This is a genomic window from Vibrio campbellii CAIM 519 = NBRC 15631 = ATCC 25920 (assembly GCF_002163755.1).
GTDB lineage: Bacteria > Pseudomonadota > Gammaproteobacteria > Enterobacterales > Vibrionaceae > Vibrio > Vibrio campbellii.
On sequence record NZ_CP015863.1, the window covers coordinates 2,683,399 to 2,701,530 of the forward strand.

An 18,132-nucleotide genomic window follows, 5' to 3' on the forward strand; every position below is an offset into this window, starting at 1 on the left:
TCATGAAAGAACTATTTAAACTGATTTTAGGTAACGCGTTCGCACGTGTTGGTTTGGCAATTATCTCAGTATTCATCTTTGTGGCAGTAGCTGCACCTTTGATCACTCAACACGCGCCAGACAAACGTACTGGTAACCCACACGAATACCCTGGCTTTGTTGTAAAACAAGCACAAAACAACCCTGATGGCTGGGTTGCAAAAAACCTAGCAGATGATCGTCGTTCGCTGCTTATGTCGAAAAAGGCAGACCACGTTCTAGGTACATCTCGTATGGGTCGTGACATCTGGTCTCAAGTTGCTTACGGCGCTCGAGTATCGCTGGGTGTTGGTTTCGGCGCTGGTATCATCGTGTGTTTCTTAGCAACAGTCATTGGTATCTCAGCAGGTTACTTCGGCGGCCGTGTCGATGACGTACTGAGTGCTGCAATGAACATCATGCTGGTTATCCCACAGTTACCACTACTGTTCGTACTCGCTGCGTTTATCGGGGAGGCAGGACCGCTCACCATTGCGTTGATTATCGCCGGGACCTCCTGGGCTTGGGGTGCACGTGTTGTGCGAGCTCAAACCATGGCACTACGCGAGAAAGAATTCGTTAAAGCCGCAGAGGTTCTTGGTGAATCATCCATGCGTATCATCTTCGTTGAAATTTTACCAAACCTTATCCCAATCGTAGGCGCAAGCTTCATCGGCTCGGTAATGCTAGCAATCAACACAGAAGCGGTAATTTCGTTCCTAGGTCTAGGCGATGCAAACACCATCAGCTGGGGCATCATGCTGTACAACGTACAGACTTCATCAGCGATGCTTATCGGCGCTTGGTGGGAAGTACTAGCTCCTTGTATTGCACTGACTCTACTGGTTACTGGCCTTGCTCTACTGAACTTCGCAGTCGATGAAATTGCCAACCCTCAGCTTCGTTCTCACAAAGGTATGAAGCGCTGGAAGAAAATGGCAGCACAAGACAAGAAAGAACGTGAGCCAGAATTGGCACCACAAAATGCACTATGGAGCGGAGATAAATAATCATGACTGCACCACTAATTTCTATCCGTAACCTATGCGTGGACTACATTACAGATGCGGGCGATGTCCGCGCTTGTAACAACGTCAGCTTCGATATTGCACCAGGCGAAGTATTTGGCCTAGCTGGTGAATCTGGCTGTGGTAAATCAACCGTTGCATTCTCGCTAATGCGCCTTCATAAGCCGCCAGCGTTTATCACAGGTGGTGAAGTTATTTTCAACGGCGAAGATATCCTTCAATACAGCGATGAGCGTATGCAGTCGTTCCGCTGGAGCGAAATGTCGATGGTATTCCAGAGTGCGATGAACGCTTTGAACCCTGTACTGACGATGGAAGAGCAGTTCTGTGACGTAATCATGCGTCATACCAACATGACTCGCGCTCAAGCCAAAGTACGTGCAGAAGGTCTATTGGAAATCGTAGATATCCACCCTAGCCGTCTGAGCGATTACCCGCACCAGTTCTCTGGTGGTATGCGTCAGCGTCTGGTTATCGCTATCGCTTTGGCTCTGAACCCGAAAATGATCATCATGGATGAACCTACTACAGCACTAGATGTGGTGGTTCAACGTGAAATTCTGCAAAAGATTTACGCGCTTAAAGAAGAATTTGGCTTCTCGATTCTGTTCATCACCCATGACTTGTCATTGATGGTCGAGTTCTCTGACCGCATCGGCATCATGTACTCGGGTGAGCTAATTGAGGTTGCACCTTCTAAGCAAATTTTGGAAAGTCCTTACCACCCTTACACCAAAGGTTTGGGTAGCTCTTTCCCTCCACTAACTGGTCCTAAGACCAAATTAACTGGTATTCCGGGTAACCCTCTGAACTTACTAGAAGTTCCACAAGGCTGCCGCTTCCAAGCTCGCTGTGACCGCGTTCACGAAGCTTGTACACGAGTACCGACTCAGCTACGTCAAATTGAACCAGGTCGTCTCTCAAACTGCCACTTGTACGGCGACACCATTGCTCAAGCTAAGGTTTAACAACAAAAAATAACGCTAGCTAAGAAGAAAATTACACTGGAGAGAATTATGAGCAAACAATTCGGCGAACTGCTGATTGAAGGTAAAAATGTCGTTAAGGACTTCCCTTTAAACAGTAACTCAATCAAGCAATCTAAGATGCGTGCAATCAACGACGTATCTTTCAAAATGTACAAAAGCCGCGGTTTGTCAGTAGTAGGTGAATCTGGTTCAGGTAAATCTACTACCGCAAAAATGATTGCGAAAATGTACGCACCAACGGATGGCATCATCGAGTACAAAGGTCGTGATATCCAAGACATCACCTCTCGTAACGATTTGATGGCTTACCGCGAAGGCGTGCAAATGGTATGGCAAGATCCGTTTGGCTCGCTAAACCCAACACACAATATCTTCCACCATATTGCTCGCCCACTGTTGATCCACAAGAAGGTTTCACCGGGCAACAAGAAGGAACTGGAAGAGCGAGTGTACGACCTACTAGAACAAGTTGGTCTGATTCCGCCAAAAGAGACCGCGCAAAAGTTCCCACACCAGCTTTCTGGTGGTCAGCGCCAACGTGTGAACTTGGCTCGTAACATTGCGGTCGGCGCAGAAGTGGTACTGGCTGACGAACCAACGTCAATGCTCGACGTTTCAATTCGTGCCGGTGTTCTTAACCTGATGGAAGAGATGAAGTTTGAGAAGCAAATGTCTCTACTTTATATCACTCACGACATCGCAACAGCGCGCTACATCGCTGAAGATCTCGCAGTTATGTACGTGGGCCACATGGTTGAATGGGGTGATACAGAGGAAATCATTCATGATCCTCAACACCCGTACACGCAGCTACTGGTTTCAGCTGTGCCAGATCCATCGAAGTCAATCCACGAGAAACTGAAAGGCAACAAAGGTGAGATCCCACTGTGGACACCAGAATCCGTGGGCTGTCCATTCGCTGGGCGCTGTGTTCATGCCACAGAAAAATGTCGCGAGCGACTGCCTGGTGTGACGCAACTGTCCGATAACCACTTTGTTCGTTGTTACTTATTCGAAGATTAATCATACGAGGGTCAGGCATCAACCTGACCCCTTTTTCCCTTTATATTTTATTGTTTCCCGGAGAAATTGAATGCTGCTACTGACTAACCATATTGGTTATGAGCGTCTGGGCCCTAAAAAAGCGATCATCCAGACGAGCCGATCACGCCTTTCTTCTTATACGGCTTTATTGGTTTGCGCCAATAGTCATCAGACGGTTGCTACCCTAACCGTTGAGAAGCAAGGTAAAGTAGCGAACTGGCATCAAGGTCATTTCTACCTGATCGACTTTTCTTCATTTAATACTCCAGGTCACTACTATCTTCGTTTCGATCATTTACGCTCATCTCACTTTGAGATCGGCGAACACATTCTTCTCGATCACACTCTATCCGATGTGATCCACTATTTTAAATCGCAACGCTGTGGCGGTATTTTCGATCAACAAGATCGTCAAGCACCACTACTTAACTCTAACGAGACGGCTGATGTTCACGGCGGTTGGTATGACGCATCAGGTGACGTCAGCAAATACCTAAGCCACTTGTCTTATGCCAATTACCTCAACCCTCAACAAATCCCTATGGTGGTTTGGAATATGTTGAAAGGTTTGTCTCTGCTCCAAGGCAACGAGAAACTGGCTAAATTCACAGCAACTCGCCTCATTGAAGAAGCACTATTCGGCGCTGATTTCCTTGTCCGTATGCAAAACGAAAAAGGCTTTTTCTACATGACGGTGTTCGACAAGTGGAGTAAGGACACAGCTCAACGTGAAATCTGCGCCTACGAAACTCAACTTGGTCATAAGTTTGATGACTACCAAGCTGGTTACCGACAAGGAGCTGGCGTTAGCATTGCGGCATTAGCCTCAGCAGCACGCCTAGACTTTCACGGTAAGTTCGACCAACAAAAATATCGCAATGCGGCAGAAAATGGTTATTGGCACCTAAAAGAACACAACACCCAATATCTAAACGATGGTCAAGAGAACATCATCGATGAATACTGCGCACTGCTTGCCGCTGTCGAGCTATTCAAAACAACGAAAGAAGCACGCTACCTAGAAGAAAGCCGCTTGTGGGCAAAACGTCTTTCAGCTCGTCAAACAAGTGATGAACACATTCAACACTTCTGGACTGCGAACCAAGATGGCAGTCGACCGTACTTCCATGCAGCCGAAGCGGGGCTTCCTGTTATTGCACTATGTGAGTACTTGTCGATTGAAGACGACTCTGAGCGCGCATCATCAATAAAACAAACCATCAATAACGCTTGTAAGTTTGAAGTTTCTATCACCAACAAAGTGAAGAACCCATTTGGCTACCCTCGCCAATACGTAAAAGGTGTGGATGAAGCCAAACGTGACGCGTTCTTCGTGGCGCACAACAACGAGTCCGGTTATTGGTGGCAAGGTGAGAATGCCCGCTTGGGTTCACTGGCAACCATGGCGTATTTAGCACAACCTTTTATCGAGTCAGAAATTCTAAAACAACAGCTTTCTAAACTTGCACAAGATTCTATCAACTGGGTTGTGGGTCTAAACCCGTACGACATGTGTATGTTGGACGGTCATGGCCGCAATAACCCTGATTACCTTCCTCAATATGGTTTCTTCAACGCAAAAGGTGGTGTGTGTAACGGCATCACTGGCGGTTTCGAAGATGAGGAAGACATCGCATTTAATCCACCAGCACAAAAAGACGACATGCTTCAAAACTGGCGCTGGGGAGAACAATGGATCCCACATGGTGCTTGGTACCTACTCGCCGTAATGAGTCAGGCTCAGCACATCTCAACTTTAGCAACTAATCAAGCATTGAAGGAGCAATAAACATGGGGATGTATTTTGTAGGTATTGATGGCGGCGGCACCTCATGTCGCGCTCGTATCAAAGACGCGCAAGGCAACTTCATCGGTGAAGCAAAAAGTGGCAGTGCCAACATTATGTTGGGAGCAGAAGTCGCAATGGCATCGATTCTAGAATCTATTGCTTCAGCAGCGCAGCAAGGCGGTCTCACTCAACAAGACTTTGCCTCAATGCACGTAGGTTTAGCGCTTGCGGGGGCTGAACATAAAACTTCTTGGCAAGCATTCATGGCTTTAGAACATCCTTTTGCCAGTATGACACTCAACACTGACGCATACGGTGCTTGTATCGGCGCACACAATGGTGAAGATGGCGCAATCATGATTGCAGGAACTGGTTCTTGCGGCATTTTCCTTAAAGGCCTTGAGCAACATGTCGTCGGTGGGCGTGAATTCCCGATCTCAGATCAAGGTGGCGGTGCAGTCATGGGGCTGCGTCTGATCCAACAAGTATTACTAGCAGAAGATGGCATCCGTGAAAAAACACCTCTAGCCGCCCATGTTATGAATCATTTTGAAAATGACGTCGACAACGTGGTGGCGTGGTCTAAACAGGCTTTGCCTCGCGATTACGGTCAATTTTCTCCTGCTATTTTCCAACATGCAGAACAAGGTGACGTGTTGGCAATAGAAATGCTTAAACAAACCGCAGCGGATATTGAGATGTTTTTAGTGGCTTTGAATAAGCGCGGTGCAACTCGTATTTGTTTGATGGGCAGCATTGCCGAGCGAATCTTGCATTGGTTATCTCCACCAGTCCAACAATGGGTGGTAGAGCCTCAGTTTGATGCGATTGAAGGAGCCATTATGTTTGCTGGCAAACCAGAGCATAACCTTTACTCAGTGAGTGTCGAGTAGGAGTGAAGATGGAATACCGTGTTGATTTAGTGGTCCTTTCTGAGCAAAAACAAAACTGCCGCTTCGGACTCACCTTTCATAACTTGAGTGACCAAGACCTAAACAGCTGGAGCTTAACTTTTGCTTTTGATCGCTACATCCTTCCTGATAGCGTTTCAAATGGCCACCTGACTCAAGTTGGTAGCTTTTGTACGCTCGAGCCTGAGGGCATGGTACTGGCAGCCAACCACCATTATTACTGTGAATTTAGTATTGGCTCCAACCCATTCCGTTATTACTCGGATGGCTTTAACGAAGCGATGATCGACTTTGTGGTTGATGGTACTCCTCAACGTGCACAAGTGGACGTCACTCCTATCGTTCTCGCTTCACCGTATCGTGAACGCAGTGAGATTCCTGCAAGCTTGACACATGCTCAACCTTTACTGCCTAAGCCAAATCATATTGAAGTCAGCGATCACTCTTTTACCTTTGATGAGCAAGCTGGTGTCGCGATTTATACCGACTTAGCCACTTCTGCCAAGTCGTGGTTACAGGATGAGTTGAAGCGAATCTATCAATTTGAATTACCTTCTTCAAACAGTGGAAAAATCCTGTTCAAAAGTAATCCAACCTTGGATGAAGGCACCTACAAGCTAAAAGTCTCTGAAGAGTCGATCAAGATCGAAGCTGGCTCTTCGTCAGGTTTTACTCATGCTTGCGCGACCGTATTGCAACTACTAAAACGAGACGAGAATACCAACACCATGGAAGTGGTGTGCTGCTCTATCAAAGACAGCCCTCGTTTTCGATACCGCGGCATGATGCTGGATTGCGCTCGCCATTTCCATTCCGTAGAGCAAGTAAAACGCCTGATCAACTTATTGGCACACTACAAGTTCAACACGTTCCATTGGCACCTCACTGACGATGAAGGCTGGCGTGTCGAGATCAAGTCTCTTCCTCAGCTTACCGATATTGGGGCGTGGCGCGGAATTGATGAAACAATCGAGCCGCAATACACCCATTTGTCTCAACGCTACGGCGGTTTCTACACGCAAGAAGAAATCAAAGACGTTATCGAATTTGCAGCACAACGTGGCATCACCATCATTCCTGAAATTGATGTACCTGGCCATTGTCGTGCCGCGATTAAGGCTCTGCCACACCTATTGGTTGAAGCAGAAGACACCACTGAGTATCGCAGTATTCAGCACTACAACGACAACGTCATCAACCCTGCTCTGCCGGGTAGCTACGAGTTTATAGACAAAGTACTTGAAGAAATCGCAGCGCTCTTTCCTGCCCCATATGTTCACATTGGTGCAGACGAAGTGCCTAATGGAGTCTGGTCGAAAAGTCCTGCTTGCCAAGCGTTTATGGAGAAGTTGGGTTACACCGATTACAAAGAACTGCAAGGCCACTTCCTACGTCATGCTGAAGACAAACTGCGCAAACTGGGTAAACGTATGCTGGGTTGGGAAGAAGCTCAACACGGCAACAAAGTCAGCAAAGATACGGTGATCTACTCATGGCTAAGCGAAGAAGCGGCATTGAACTGTGCTCGCCAAGGCTTCGATGTAGTGCTGCAACCCGCACAAACCACTTACTTAGATATGGCCCAAGACTACGCACCTGAAGAACCGGGCGTGGACTGGGCAAATCCACTGCCACTAGAAAAAGCTTACAACTACGAGCCGTTAGCAGAAGTCCCTGCTGACGACCCAATCAGAAAACGCATTTGGGGCATTCAAACCGCTCTATGGTGCGAAATCATCAACAACCCATCGCGCCTGGACTACATGATTTTCCCTCGCCTGACTGCCATGGCAGAAGCATGTTGGACTGAAAAACAACACCGCGATTGGACCGACTATTTATCACGTTTGAAAGGTCACCTTCCTCTGCTCGACTTGCAGGGAGTGAATTACCGCAAACCTTGGAAGTAATACCAAGCCAGATGCCAACGCATCACGCTTAAAGAGTTTTTAAATTTTTGGCTGCAGGCGCAGCTTAGTAAAAAGGAAATACACAAATGAAATACGGCTATTTCGATAACGAGAATCGCGAATACGTTATCACTCGCCCTGACGTACCAGCACCATGGACAAACTACCTAGGTACTGAGAAGTTCTGTACGGTTATCTCGCACAACGCGGGTGGCTACTCGTTCTACAACTCTCCAGAATACAACCGTGTTACTAAATTCCGTCCAAATGCGACATTCGATCGCCCAGGACACTACGTTTACCTACGTGATGATGAGACAGGTGATTACTGGTCAATCTCTTGGCAACCAGTTGCGAAAAGCCTTGACCAAGCAAACTACGAAGTTCGCCACGGTTTGTCTTACTCTAAGTTCAAATGTGAATACAGCGGTATTACCGCAACAAAAACACTGTTCGTGCCAAAAGGCGAAGACGCTGAAATCTGGGATGTAGTGATTAAAAACACCTCAGATAAGCCACGTACGATCAGCGCATTCTCATTTGTTGAGTTCTCATTCAGCCACATTCAATCTGATAACCAAAACCATCAGATGTCTCTGTACTCTGCTGGTACGTCATACAACGAAGGTGTGATTGAGTACGACCTGTACTACAACACGAACGATTTTGAAGGTTTCTACTACCTAGCTTCAACATTTGACCCAGATTCGTACGACGGCCAACGTGACAGCTTCCTAGGTCTGTACCGTGACGAAGCGAACCCGCTAGCGGTAGAACAAGGTAAGTGTTTCAACACAGCACAAACTTGTTACAACCACTGTGGCTCTCTACACAAGCAATTTACTATCCAACCGGGTGAAGAAGTTCGCTTTGCTTACATTCTAGGTATCGGTAAAGGCAACGGTGAGCGTCTACGTGCTAAGTACCAAGACCTTGCAGAAGTCAACAATGCATTTGCAGGCATCAAAGCACACTGGGATGAGCGTTGTGGCAAGTTCCAAGTGAAATCGCCAAACGAAGGTCTAGATACCATGATCAACGCTTGGACACTGTACCAAGCAGAAACTTGTGTGGTGTGGTCTCGTTTTGCTTCATTCATTGAGGTGGGTGGTCGTACTGGCCTTGGTTACCGCGATACAGCTCAAGATGGAATCTCAGTCCCTCATGCTAACCCAGCAATGACGCGTAAACGTATCGTTGACCTGCTGCGCGGCCAAGTGAAAGCGGGTTACGGTCTACACCTATTCGATCCAGATTGGTTCGATCCAGAGAAAGCTGACGTTAAACCATCGAAATCACCAACAGTTGTTCCTACTCCGTCTGATGAAGACAAGATCCACGGTATTGAAGACACGTGTTCTGATGACCATCTATGGCTAGTTCCAACCATCTGTAAGTACGTGATGGAAACCGGTGAGCACACTTTCTTTGATGAAGTGATCCCTTACGCAGATGGCGGTGATGCGAGCGTTTATGACCACATGAAAGCAGCGCTAGACTTCTCTGCGGAGTACGTGGGTCAGACCGGTATCTGTAAAGGTCTGCGTGCAGACTGGAACGACTGTCTAAACTTAGGTGGTGGTGAATCTTCAATGGTGTCGTTCCTACACTTCTGGGCACTGCAAGAGTTCATCGACCTAGCGAAATACCTAGGTAAAGAAGACGACGTTGAAAAATACACGGAAATGGCAGCAAACGTGCGTGAAGCGTGTGAAACACACCTTTGGGATGATGAAGGCGGTTGGTACATCCGCGGTCTAACGAAGAATGGCGACAAGATCGGTACTGCGCAACAAGCAGAAGGTCGAGTACACCTAGAGTCAAACACGCTTGCGGTACTTTCTGGTGCGGTATCTCAAGAGCGCGGCGAAAAAGCGATGGACGCAGTAGATGAGAACCTGTTCTCCGAATACGGCCTTCACCTAAACTCACCATCTTTTGCAACACCAAATGATGACATCGGCTTCGTAACTCGCGTTTACCAAGGCGTAAAAGAGAACGGTGCAATCTTCTCGCATCCAAACCCATGGGCTTGGGTTGCTGAAGCGAAACTGGGTCGTGGTGACCGTGCAATGAAATTCTACGATGCACTAAACCCATACAACCAGAACGACATCATCGAAAAACGTATTGCAGAACCTTACTCATACGTGCAGTTCATCATGGGTCGTGACCACCAAGATCACGGTCGTGCAAACCACCCATGGTTAACAGGTACATCTGGCTGGGCTTACTTCGCGGTTACCAACTTTATCCTTGGTGTGCGTACAGGCTTCGATGGTCTGACTATCGATCCATGTATCCCAACAAACTGGCCAGGTTTCGAAGTGACTCGCCAATGGCTAGGCGCAACGTACAACATCAAAGTGGTTAACCCAGACTCAGTAAGCAAAGGCGTTAAGTCAATTACTGTGAACGGTGAAGCAGTAAATGGTGCATCGGTACCAGTTCAAGCGGAAGGTTCAGTAAACGAAGTTATCGTTACTCTAGGTTAATCATCTTTTAGGGGAGAGCTTCTCCCCTTTGATTTCTCTGATGCACTTGAGTTTGATAAGTGCATCGGTTCGCTAGCAAAGATTTAAGAGGCGGTGGGATGCCGCTCTTATCGAGGATCGAATCATGATCAAATTTGGTACCGGCGGTTGGCGTGCATTTATCGGTGAGGAGTTCACTAAAGATAATGTACGTTTGGTCGCTCAAGCAGTTGCAAACATCACGAATAATGAATCGGTTGCTGATCGCGGTTTTGTGATTGGCTATGACCGTCGTTTTCTTTCCGATAAAGCAGGTCGTTGGTTCGCTGAAGTTCTAGCAGCAAACGGCATTGTGGTTAGCTTTATCGACAAATTTGTCCCAACGCCTATCGTAATGTTTAAAGCGAAGGAAATGAGCTGTGCGTACTCGGCATGTATTACCGCATCGCACAACCCTGCCGATTACAATGGCATTAAAGTCTTCATCGAAGGCGGTCGTGACGCAGATGAAATCATCACTGAAAAGATCGAATCGCAAATCGCTACGCTCACTGCGCAAGATGTTAAAAGCGTCGATTTTGAACAAGCGGTGGAAGATAAGCTCATTGAAATCATCAACCCGATGAACGAATTTGTTGACTCAATCATCGACTTTATCGACATCGAGGCGATCAAGAAGACGAATCTACGCGTGTTGATCGACCCTATGTTTGGTGTTGCGAAAAACGCGCTACAAACCGTGCTGATCAACGGCCGTTGTGAAGTCGACGTGATCAACGACGGCAAAAATCCAGATTTCGGTGGTTTAATGCCATCACCAAGTGCTGCAACCCTTTACCGCTTGATGCACCTAGTGAAACAAGAAGGCTATGACATCGGTATCGGTACCGATGGCGACGCAGACCGTCTTGGTATTATCGACGAGAAAGGTAACTTCATTCATCCAAATGAAGTACTACTGCTGCTTTACTACTACCTACTTGAATACAAAGGCTGGACAGGCTCAGTGGTACGTAACATCGCAACCACTCACCTGTTGGATAAAGTTGCAGAAGATTACGGCGAGAAATGCTTTGAGGTTCCGGTAGGCTTTAAGCACATCAGCTCTCAAATGGAAGCTGACGATTCACTGATTGGTGGTGAAAGCTCTGGCGGTCTGACTATTCGCGGCCACATCAAAGGTAAAGACGGCGTATTCGCATCAAGCCTATTGGTAGAAATGATTTCAGTAACTGGCAAAAAGCTGTCTGAGTTGCTGGATGAGATCTACGGCAAGTACGGTTATGCCCACATGGCGGAAGGCGATTGCAAATTCAAACCGGCGCAAAAAGAAGTGCTGTTCAACAAGATTTATGTTGAAAAGCAGTTGCCTGAGTTTGAGTTTGAAATCGAAAAAGTCAGCTATGAAGATGGTGCGAAAGTGTACTTCAAGAACGGCGGTTGGATCATCGCTCGCTTCTCAGGTACTGAACCATTACTACGAATTTTTGCAGAGATGCAAGATAAAGACACTGCAGAACGTGTTCTACAGCAGTTTAAAGACTTCTTGTCTCTATAACTGGCACCTTGTGCCCGCTTCGAGCACAGTACCTATAGGTGAAGAGCACTTGCCCGGCGACATACCCGCCGGGCCTTTTTATTTTTGACGATACTACTTAGGCGAAAGCCAACACGCCTTGAGTTTCGACTTTCACCGTCACACTATCACCAACATTCAACGCTTGAGTTGAAGTTGCTAACAGTCGGTCACCATTGACATCAATCACGTAGCGACAGTGGTCACCCATAAAGTGCTGCTCAAGTACTTTGACCGCACTCTCTTCATCAGCAGCAATTTGAACATGTTGAGGACGTAACAGTAATGCACATTCAGCATCTACTTGGATTTCTTGCTGAGCATTAGCTTCCACCACACCGAGATGAGTTTCAAATTCACTGTCAGAAATGCGCTTCGCAGCAAGATAACTACCACCGCCCAAGAAGTCTGCGACAAACTTACTTGAAGGTTGGTAGTAAAGTTCCGATGCCGTACCATACTGTTCAATCACACCATGATTCATGACTGCCATCTTATCAGCAAAAGCAAACGCTTCTTCACGACTGTGAGTAACGAAAATCGCGGTTACGCCTTGCTCTTTAAAGATCTTGCGAATTTCACGGATCAGTTCATGACGAACTTGAGTGTCGATATTGGAAAATGGTTCATCCAACAACAGAAGATCCGGTTTGTAAGCCAGTGAACGGGCAATCGCCACGCGCTGCTGCTGACCACCAGAAAGCTGGTGAGGATAACGATCACCGTAACCTTTAAGGTGAACCAAGCCGAGCATTTCTTCTACTTTGAGGAGCTTTTGCTGCGCCGTTTCATTTTTCAAGCCAAAAGCAATGTTCTCAGCCACTGTCAGATGCGGGAATAAAGCGTAGTCTTGGAAGATCATACCAATATTACGCTGCTCTGGTGGTAACCAGTTTTCGCCGTCATCAATAGTCAGGCAGTTCAAGCTCATTTGACCTGAACTTAGAGGAAGCAGGCCTGCAATGGCTTTCAAAAGCGTTGTCTTACCGCAACCACTCGCGCCAAGCAAGCACACAATCTGCCCTTGTTCCACTTCTAAAGAAAGTGACTCAAGAACAGTCTGATCGTCATACTGACAAGTTAGGTTTTTAATAGATAATGCGCAGCTCATCAGTGGCTTTGCTCCAGTGAACGGTTAACAACAACAAGCGGGATCAACCCAACAAGGACCAGTAATACTGCTGGTAGAGCAGCAAGTTCCAAATGCTCATCCGAGGCGAAGTTGTAAACGTACGTCGCCAAGGTTTCAAAGTTAAATGGTCGCAGTAGTAGTGCAGCATTGAGCTCTTTCATCGACTCAATAAACACCAACAAACCAGCAATTAGGGCACCACGCTTAACCAGAGGGAAGTGCACTCGCCAAAGCATGGTATTTGGCGTACAGCCCATGGTACGGGAAGCCATATCCAGCGACGGGGAAATCTTGTTTAGGTTACTTTCCACACTGCCAATCGCCACAGCGGAGAAACGCACCACCATCGCGAAAATCAGCGCAAACATAGAGCCAGAAAAAATCAGTCCAGGTCTGCCCCATTCCATCGCTTTAGCAATATCGTTAACACGGTGATCCATAAACAACACCGCAACCATCACGCCGATAGCCAGCACCGTACCAGGGACGGCATAGCCCATCGAAGACAGACGCATGAAAGCTAAGCTAGAGCGGCCGCCGTTTACACGTTGACTGAAGTTCACAGTCAATGCAATTGCAACACCGATGATGGCAGCCACAACAGATACCACTAAGCTGTTCCACGCATATGCACGAAATTCCGGAGTCCAGCTTTGTGCAAAGTAAGTAATGGCGTAATCAATTAACTGTAGCAATGGGAAAATAAAGGCTACTGCAACGAGCCCCCAACACCAAATCAGTGCACCCCACTTTCGCCAACCTTGAAGTTCATAGCGAAAATCTTCATGGCTATTAAACTGGCTTTGGAACAACTTCTGTTTGCGGCGGCTATAACGCTCTGCGCTCAGTAATAGCACCACGATCATCAACATCATTGCTGAGATTTTCGCGGCTGCATTTAGGTTCGAGTAGCCTAGCCAAGTATCGTAAACCGCCGTAGTAAGGGTGTTCACTGCAAAATAGCTGACGGTGCCGAAGTCACCAATGGTTTCCATTGCAACCAGAGACAAACCAACAGCGATAGAAGGCCTTACAAGGGGTAAAGAGATGCGCCAAAAGCTTTCCGAAGGAGAACACTTCAATAGGCGTGCACTTTGTAGCAAAGAAACGTTCTGCTCCATAAATGCGGCTCGACAAAGCAAGTAAACATATGGGTAAAGAACAAGAGAAAGAACGAAAGTTGCACCACTCAAGGTACGGATATCTGGGAACCAATATTCGCCCGGTCCCCATCCGGTTATATCACGCAAGAAGATTTGAATCGGCCCAGCGAAATCAAACCAATCCGTAAAAATGTAACCAATGATATAACCCGGCATCGCGAGCGGCAGAACTAATGCCCACTGCAGCCACTTCTCAGTTGGCAATTTACACATCGCCATAAACCAAGCACTTGGAATACCGAGAATCAAAGAAAGGAGCATCACACCAGCAGTCAGAACTACGGTGTTATAGATGTAGGTAGGCATGACCGTCGACATCAAGTGTGTGAACAGGTCATCCGTCTCGCCAATGGCGGTATAGAAGATCGCTAAGATCGGCAAAACCAGTAACAGGGTAATCACCCCACTACTGGTTTTCCATAGAGAATGTTTATTCTTCATTGCCTAAATACTGCAAGGCTGTATGAAATACAAATGCGGCTGCAAATACATCTCATATCCTTTAATCAAATGGGGGTATAGTTATACCCCCACATGGAATTAAAGGTCAAATTTCACTTCATCTAGAAGCTTTGTTGCCGCTTCATGATGTGATGCGATTTCATCTAAAGAAATAGTATCCGCTTTAAATTCACCCCAAGATGCAACTAGCTCAGAAGGCTTAACACCTGGCTTTACTGGATATTCATAGTTCACTTCAGCGTACATGCTCTGAGCTGTATCACCCGCTAGGAATTCCATAAGCTTAAGTGCGTTATCTTTGTTTGGCGCGTACTTCGCCATCGCCATACCAGAGATGTTCACGTGCGTACCTGTTGTCTCTTGGTTAGGGAAGTTGATGAATACCGCATCCGCCCAAGCTTTTTGCTCTTTGTCGTTAACCATCTTACCTAGGTAATAGCTGTTACCTAAAGAAACGTCACATAGACCTTCTTTGATAGCTTTAACTTGAGCACGATCGTTGCCTTGAGGCTTACGAGCTAGGTTCGCTTTTACGCCTTCTAGCCATTCTTTAGTTTCAGCTTCACCGTGATGTGCAATCATCGCAGACACTAGAGAAACGTTGTAAGGGTGCTTACCACTGCGAGTACAGATCTTGCCTTTGAATTCTGGCTTAGCCAAATCCAGGTAAGTGAAGTTATCACCTAGCTTACCGACGCGATCACGAGAAGAGTAAACACTTCGAGTACGGGTCGTTAGTGCAAACCACTCATTGCCGTCATCTTGAAGTTGAGCAGGAATGTTCTTCTCGAGAACTTCACTGTCAACTTTTTGAACAAGTTTCTTTTCTGTCAGTTCAGATAGACGACTGATATCAACAGTGAGAATAACGTCAGCAGGACTGTATTCGCCTTCCTGAGCCAACTTCTCTGCTAGACCTTTTTTCGCAAACTTCACGTTTACTTTAATGCCAGTCTCTTTAGTGAACTCGTTGAACATTGGTTCAACTAGGAAAGGTTGACGGTAAGAGTATACATTGACTTCTTCAGCAGCCATTACTGTTGGAGCTAGAGTCGCGCAAGTTAGAGCGGAGAGAGTTAGCAGTTTTTTCATTATTCAGTCCTTGACCATATCAATGATAATGTTTATCAGTTGCATTATTATATGCACGTCTTTTGAGAAAACAATTCATCTATACAAAAACCTGCTCAGATGAGCAGGTTTTTTTAGCTAAGTTTGTAACTACTTATTACATTATCAATATTATTTTACACTTACGAACTCTGGGTAGGCACCAACACCACAGTCGTGCATATCCATCCCTTCTAGCTCTTCATCTTCCGATACCCGAACCCCGATGGTAGCTTTCAAGATAGCCCATACCACTAAGCTCGCACCAAACACCCAAGCAAAAATAACAGCCGCACCTAGAAGCTGTGCACCAAACGTTGCATCACCGTTGCTTAGTGGTACAACCATAAGACCGAAGAAACCACACACACCGTGAACTGAAATTGCACCTACTGGATCATCGATTTTCACTTTATCTAGACCGATGATGCTGAATACCACTAGTGCACCTGATACAGCACCGATTGCAACTGCGTAAAGCGGTGATGGTGATAGAGGGTCTGCCGTGATGGCAACAAGACCTGCCAAGGCACCATTCAGAATCATCGTTAGGTCAGCTTTACCCCAAGTCGTTTTACATACTAGTAGTGCCGCGATTGCACCTGCTGCCGCTGCTGCGTTTGTATTAAGGAAGATTTGGCCTACCGCTGTTGCATTTTCAAAATCAGATACCATCAGCTGAGAACCGCCATTGAAGCCGAACCAACCAAACCAAAGGATAAAGGTACCCAATGTTGCTAGAGGCATGTTTGAACCAGGGATTGGGTAGATTTCGCCGTTTTTACCATATTTACCTTTACGAGCACCCAGAAGTAATACACCTGCAAGAGCGGCTGCTGCACCCGCCATGTGAACGATACCTGAACCTGCGAAGTCACTAAAGCCAGCTTCTGATAGGAAACCGCCACCCCAAGTCCAGTAACCTTCCATTGGGTAGATAAATGCCGTCAGTACCGCTGAGAAGATGAGGAAAGACCAAAGCTTCATGCGCTCGGCAACCGCGCCAGATACTACCGACATTGCTGTTGCTACGAATACGACTTGGAAGAAGAAATCCGACTCTAGAGAGTGGTCAGCTCCTTCAGCCTGTGTGCCGATTAGCGCACCAAATGATGGCAACCAGCCGCCCTCGCCGTTATCGACATACATGATGTTGTAACCGACCAATAGAAACATGGTACAAGCAATCGCGTACAGACAGATGTTTTTGGTTAGAATTTCTGTTGTGTTTTTCGAGCGAACTAAGCCCGCTTCCAGCATGGCAAAACCTGCTGCCATCCACATTACTAACGCACCGGAAATGAGGAAGAAAAAGGTGTCGAGTGCGTAACGTAATTCGGTTACCGTAGTTGTTAATTCCATGATAGTTCTCCAATCCCTTGAGTTCTTTAAAGTGCTTCTGCGTCCATTTCACCAGTACGAATACGTACCGCTTGGTTTAGGTCGTAGACAAAAATCTTACCGTCACCAATCTTGCCGGTTTGAGCGGCTTTAGTGATGGCTTCTACCACGCGCTCCACATTGTCTGCATGCGTTGCGATTTCTAGTTTTACTTTGGGTAGAAAGTCGACTTGATACTCGGCGCCACGGTATAGCTCCGTGTGGCCTTTCTGACGACCAAAACCTTTAACCTCTGATACTGTCATCCCTTCAATACCGACATCAGCCAATGCTTCACGTACATCGTCTAACTTAAAAGGTTTTATAATGGCATTAATGATTTTCATTGAATCTTCTCCGCAGCTTTCATCCTGAAACACTTTTAATAATCCAAGCGGCGTGCCAACTTTTTATCTAATTGATTTATATAGAATTAGTAAAAATAACAATCTTATAAACAAAAAGGGCGCACCATATCGGTGCGCCCTTTTCACAAATATAAGGCAATCCCACTTCGACTACCCAAAACTGTGCATTAAATGTTCAAAAAGTCTTTCCATTGCTCTATCAAGGCACAAAAGTCCTCAATACCACAACTTGCTGTGCTCTCTGCATCGTAGAAGTCAAACTCGCTTTCCATTTCCACTTCATACTCATGGCCCAGTGCGTTTTCTTGCACTAGCACCTCATCATCGTGGATCATCAAACTGATCTCTGCACCAGTTAATCTATGCTCTTGAGATGGCGAAGAAAATGCCTGAACAATTAAGGCTTCAACTTGCGCAATTTTCGCTGGGTCTTTACCAATTTCTTCTTGCAACCAACGACCTACAATCTCATGCCCCATGCTGCATTTGACATAGTATTCGCCCATCAATGTGTTGCGGATGAATTCAAACTCCATCGTGATCGCCTTTTCGTATCAATTTGGTGCGGAGTATACAGGGAGATGTTGAATGGGAGAAGCGGGAGACGGGACACAGGACACAGGACACAGGACACAGGACACAGGACACAGGATACGGTTTCATTTTTTCTTTTGAGGGACAAATATTATCAACGTGTTTTGAGCCCATACGTTATCTTTAATATTCCAGCGCTTACCTCCCGATTCCTAGAGCGAAGCGCTCCCTCTTCTCGAAGCGC

Annotated in this window: 14 protein-coding genes; 8 read left to right on the plus strand and 6 right to left on the minus strand. The window is 46.5% G+C overall.

The features are described from left to right. Nucleotides 1–2 precede the first annotated feature (2 nt). The 8 genes from A8140_RS12835 to A8140_RS12870 all read left to right on the plus strand — a co-directional run bounded on the left by A8140_RS12835 (nucleotide 3) and on the right by A8140_RS12870 (nucleotide 11,721). Nucleotides 3–1,028 carry an ABC transporter permease gene (locus A8140_RS12835; protein WP_005531769.1) on the plus strand — a complete coding sequence of 342 codons (1,026 nt, stop codon included), beginning with the start codon at nucleotides 3–5 and terminating at the stop codon, nucleotides 1,026–1,028. Nucleotides 1,029–1,030: 2 nt separating this feature from the next. Further along, the gene (locus tag A8140_RS12840) at nucleotides 1,031–2,014 is read left to right on the plus strand and encodes an ABC transporter ATP-binding protein (protein ID WP_005439411.1); all 984 of its coding nucleotides are present in this window, start codon (nucleotides 1,031–1,033) and stop codon (nucleotides 2,012–2,014) included. Between the two features lie 48 nt (nucleotides 2,015–2,062). Beyond that, nucleotides 2,063–3,058: an ABC transporter ATP-binding protein gene (locus A8140_RS12845; protein WP_005531767.1), complete on the plus strand. Its 996-nt coding sequence runs from the start codon at nucleotides 2,063–2,065 to the stop codon at nucleotides 3,056–3,058. Between the two features lie 70 nt (nucleotides 3,059–3,128). Beyond that, complete coding sequence (locus tag A8140_RS12850; RefSeq protein ID WP_005531765.1) at nucleotides 3,129–4,868, plus strand: glycoside hydrolase family 9 protein; 1,740 nt, start codon at nucleotides 3,129–3,131, stop codon at nucleotides 4,866–4,868. A 2-nt stretch (nucleotides 4,869–4,870) separates the two neighbouring features. Beyond that, entirely contained in the window at nucleotides 4,871–5,761 is an 891-nt protein-coding gene (locus tag A8140_RS12855) for a glucosamine kinase nucleotide-binding domain-containing protein (protein ID WP_005531763.1), read from the plus strand. An 8-nt stretch (nucleotides 5,762–5,769) separates the two neighbouring features. Further along, entirely contained in the window at nucleotides 5,770–7,689 is a 1,920-nt protein-coding gene (locus A8140_RS12860; RefSeq protein ID WP_005531761.1) for a beta-N-acetylhexosaminidase, read from the plus strand. Nucleotides 7,690–7,775: 86 nt separating this feature from the next. Further along, a complete protein-coding gene (locus tag A8140_RS12865; protein ID WP_005531759.1) occupies nucleotides 7,776–10,184 on the plus strand; it encodes a glycoside hydrolase family 94 protein in 2,409 nt (802 codons plus the stop codon). A gap of 124 nt (nucleotides 10,185–10,308) precedes the next feature. Further along, nucleotides 10,309–11,721, plus strand: a complete 1,413-nt coding sequence (locus tag A8140_RS12870) for a phosphoglucomutase/phosphomannomutase family protein (RefSeq protein ID WP_005531757.1) — start codon at nucleotides 10,309–10,311, stop codon at nucleotides 11,719–11,721. Nucleotides 11,722–11,818: 97 nt separating this feature from the next. Here A8140_RS12870 and A8140_RS12875 read toward each other — a convergent pair whose 3' ends face one another. From A8140_RS12875 to A8140_RS12900, 6 genes are all read right to left on the minus strand, one after another. Continuing rightward, nucleotides 11,819–12,850: an ABC transporter ATP-binding protein gene (locus A8140_RS12875; protein ID WP_005425293.1), complete on the minus strand. Its 1,032-nt coding sequence runs from the start codon at nucleotides 12,848–12,850 to the stop codon at nucleotides 11,819–11,821. Beyond that, nucleotides 12,850–14,475 (minus strand): ABC transporter permease, encoded by a 1,626-nt coding sequence (locus tag A8140_RS12880; RefSeq protein ID WP_033000147.1) that lies wholly within the window; start codon nucleotides 14,473–14,475, stop codon nucleotides 12,850–12,852. The genes A8140_RS12875 and A8140_RS12880 overlap by 1 nt, the downstream gene beginning before the upstream one ends. 99 nt (nucleotides 14,476–14,574) lie before the next feature. Then, nucleotides 14,575–15,588 (minus strand): Fe(3+) ABC transporter substrate-binding protein, encoded by a 1,014-nt coding sequence (locus A8140_RS12885; protein WP_005531752.1) that lies wholly within the window; start codon nucleotides 15,586–15,588, stop codon nucleotides 14,575–14,577. Between the two features lie 150 nt (nucleotides 15,589–15,738). Beyond that, entirely contained in the window at nucleotides 15,739–16,968 is a 1,230-nt protein-coding gene (locus A8140_RS12890) for an ammonium transporter (RefSeq protein ID WP_005531749.1), read from the minus strand. Between the two features lie 26 nt (nucleotides 16,969–16,994). Beyond that, nucleotides 16,995–17,333 carry a P-II family nitrogen regulator gene (locus A8140_RS12895; protein WP_005439398.1) on the minus strand — a complete coding sequence of 113 codons (339 nt, stop codon included), beginning with the start codon at nucleotides 17,331–17,333 and terminating at the stop codon, nucleotides 16,995–16,997. Nucleotides 17,334–17,521: 188 nt separating this feature from the next. Next, nucleotides 17,522–17,890: a YacL family protein gene (locus A8140_RS12900; RefSeq protein WP_005531744.1), complete on the minus strand. Its 369-nt coding sequence runs from the start codon at nucleotides 17,888–17,890 to the stop codon at nucleotides 17,522–17,524. Between the last annotated feature and the right edge of the window lie 242 nt (nucleotides 17,891–18,132).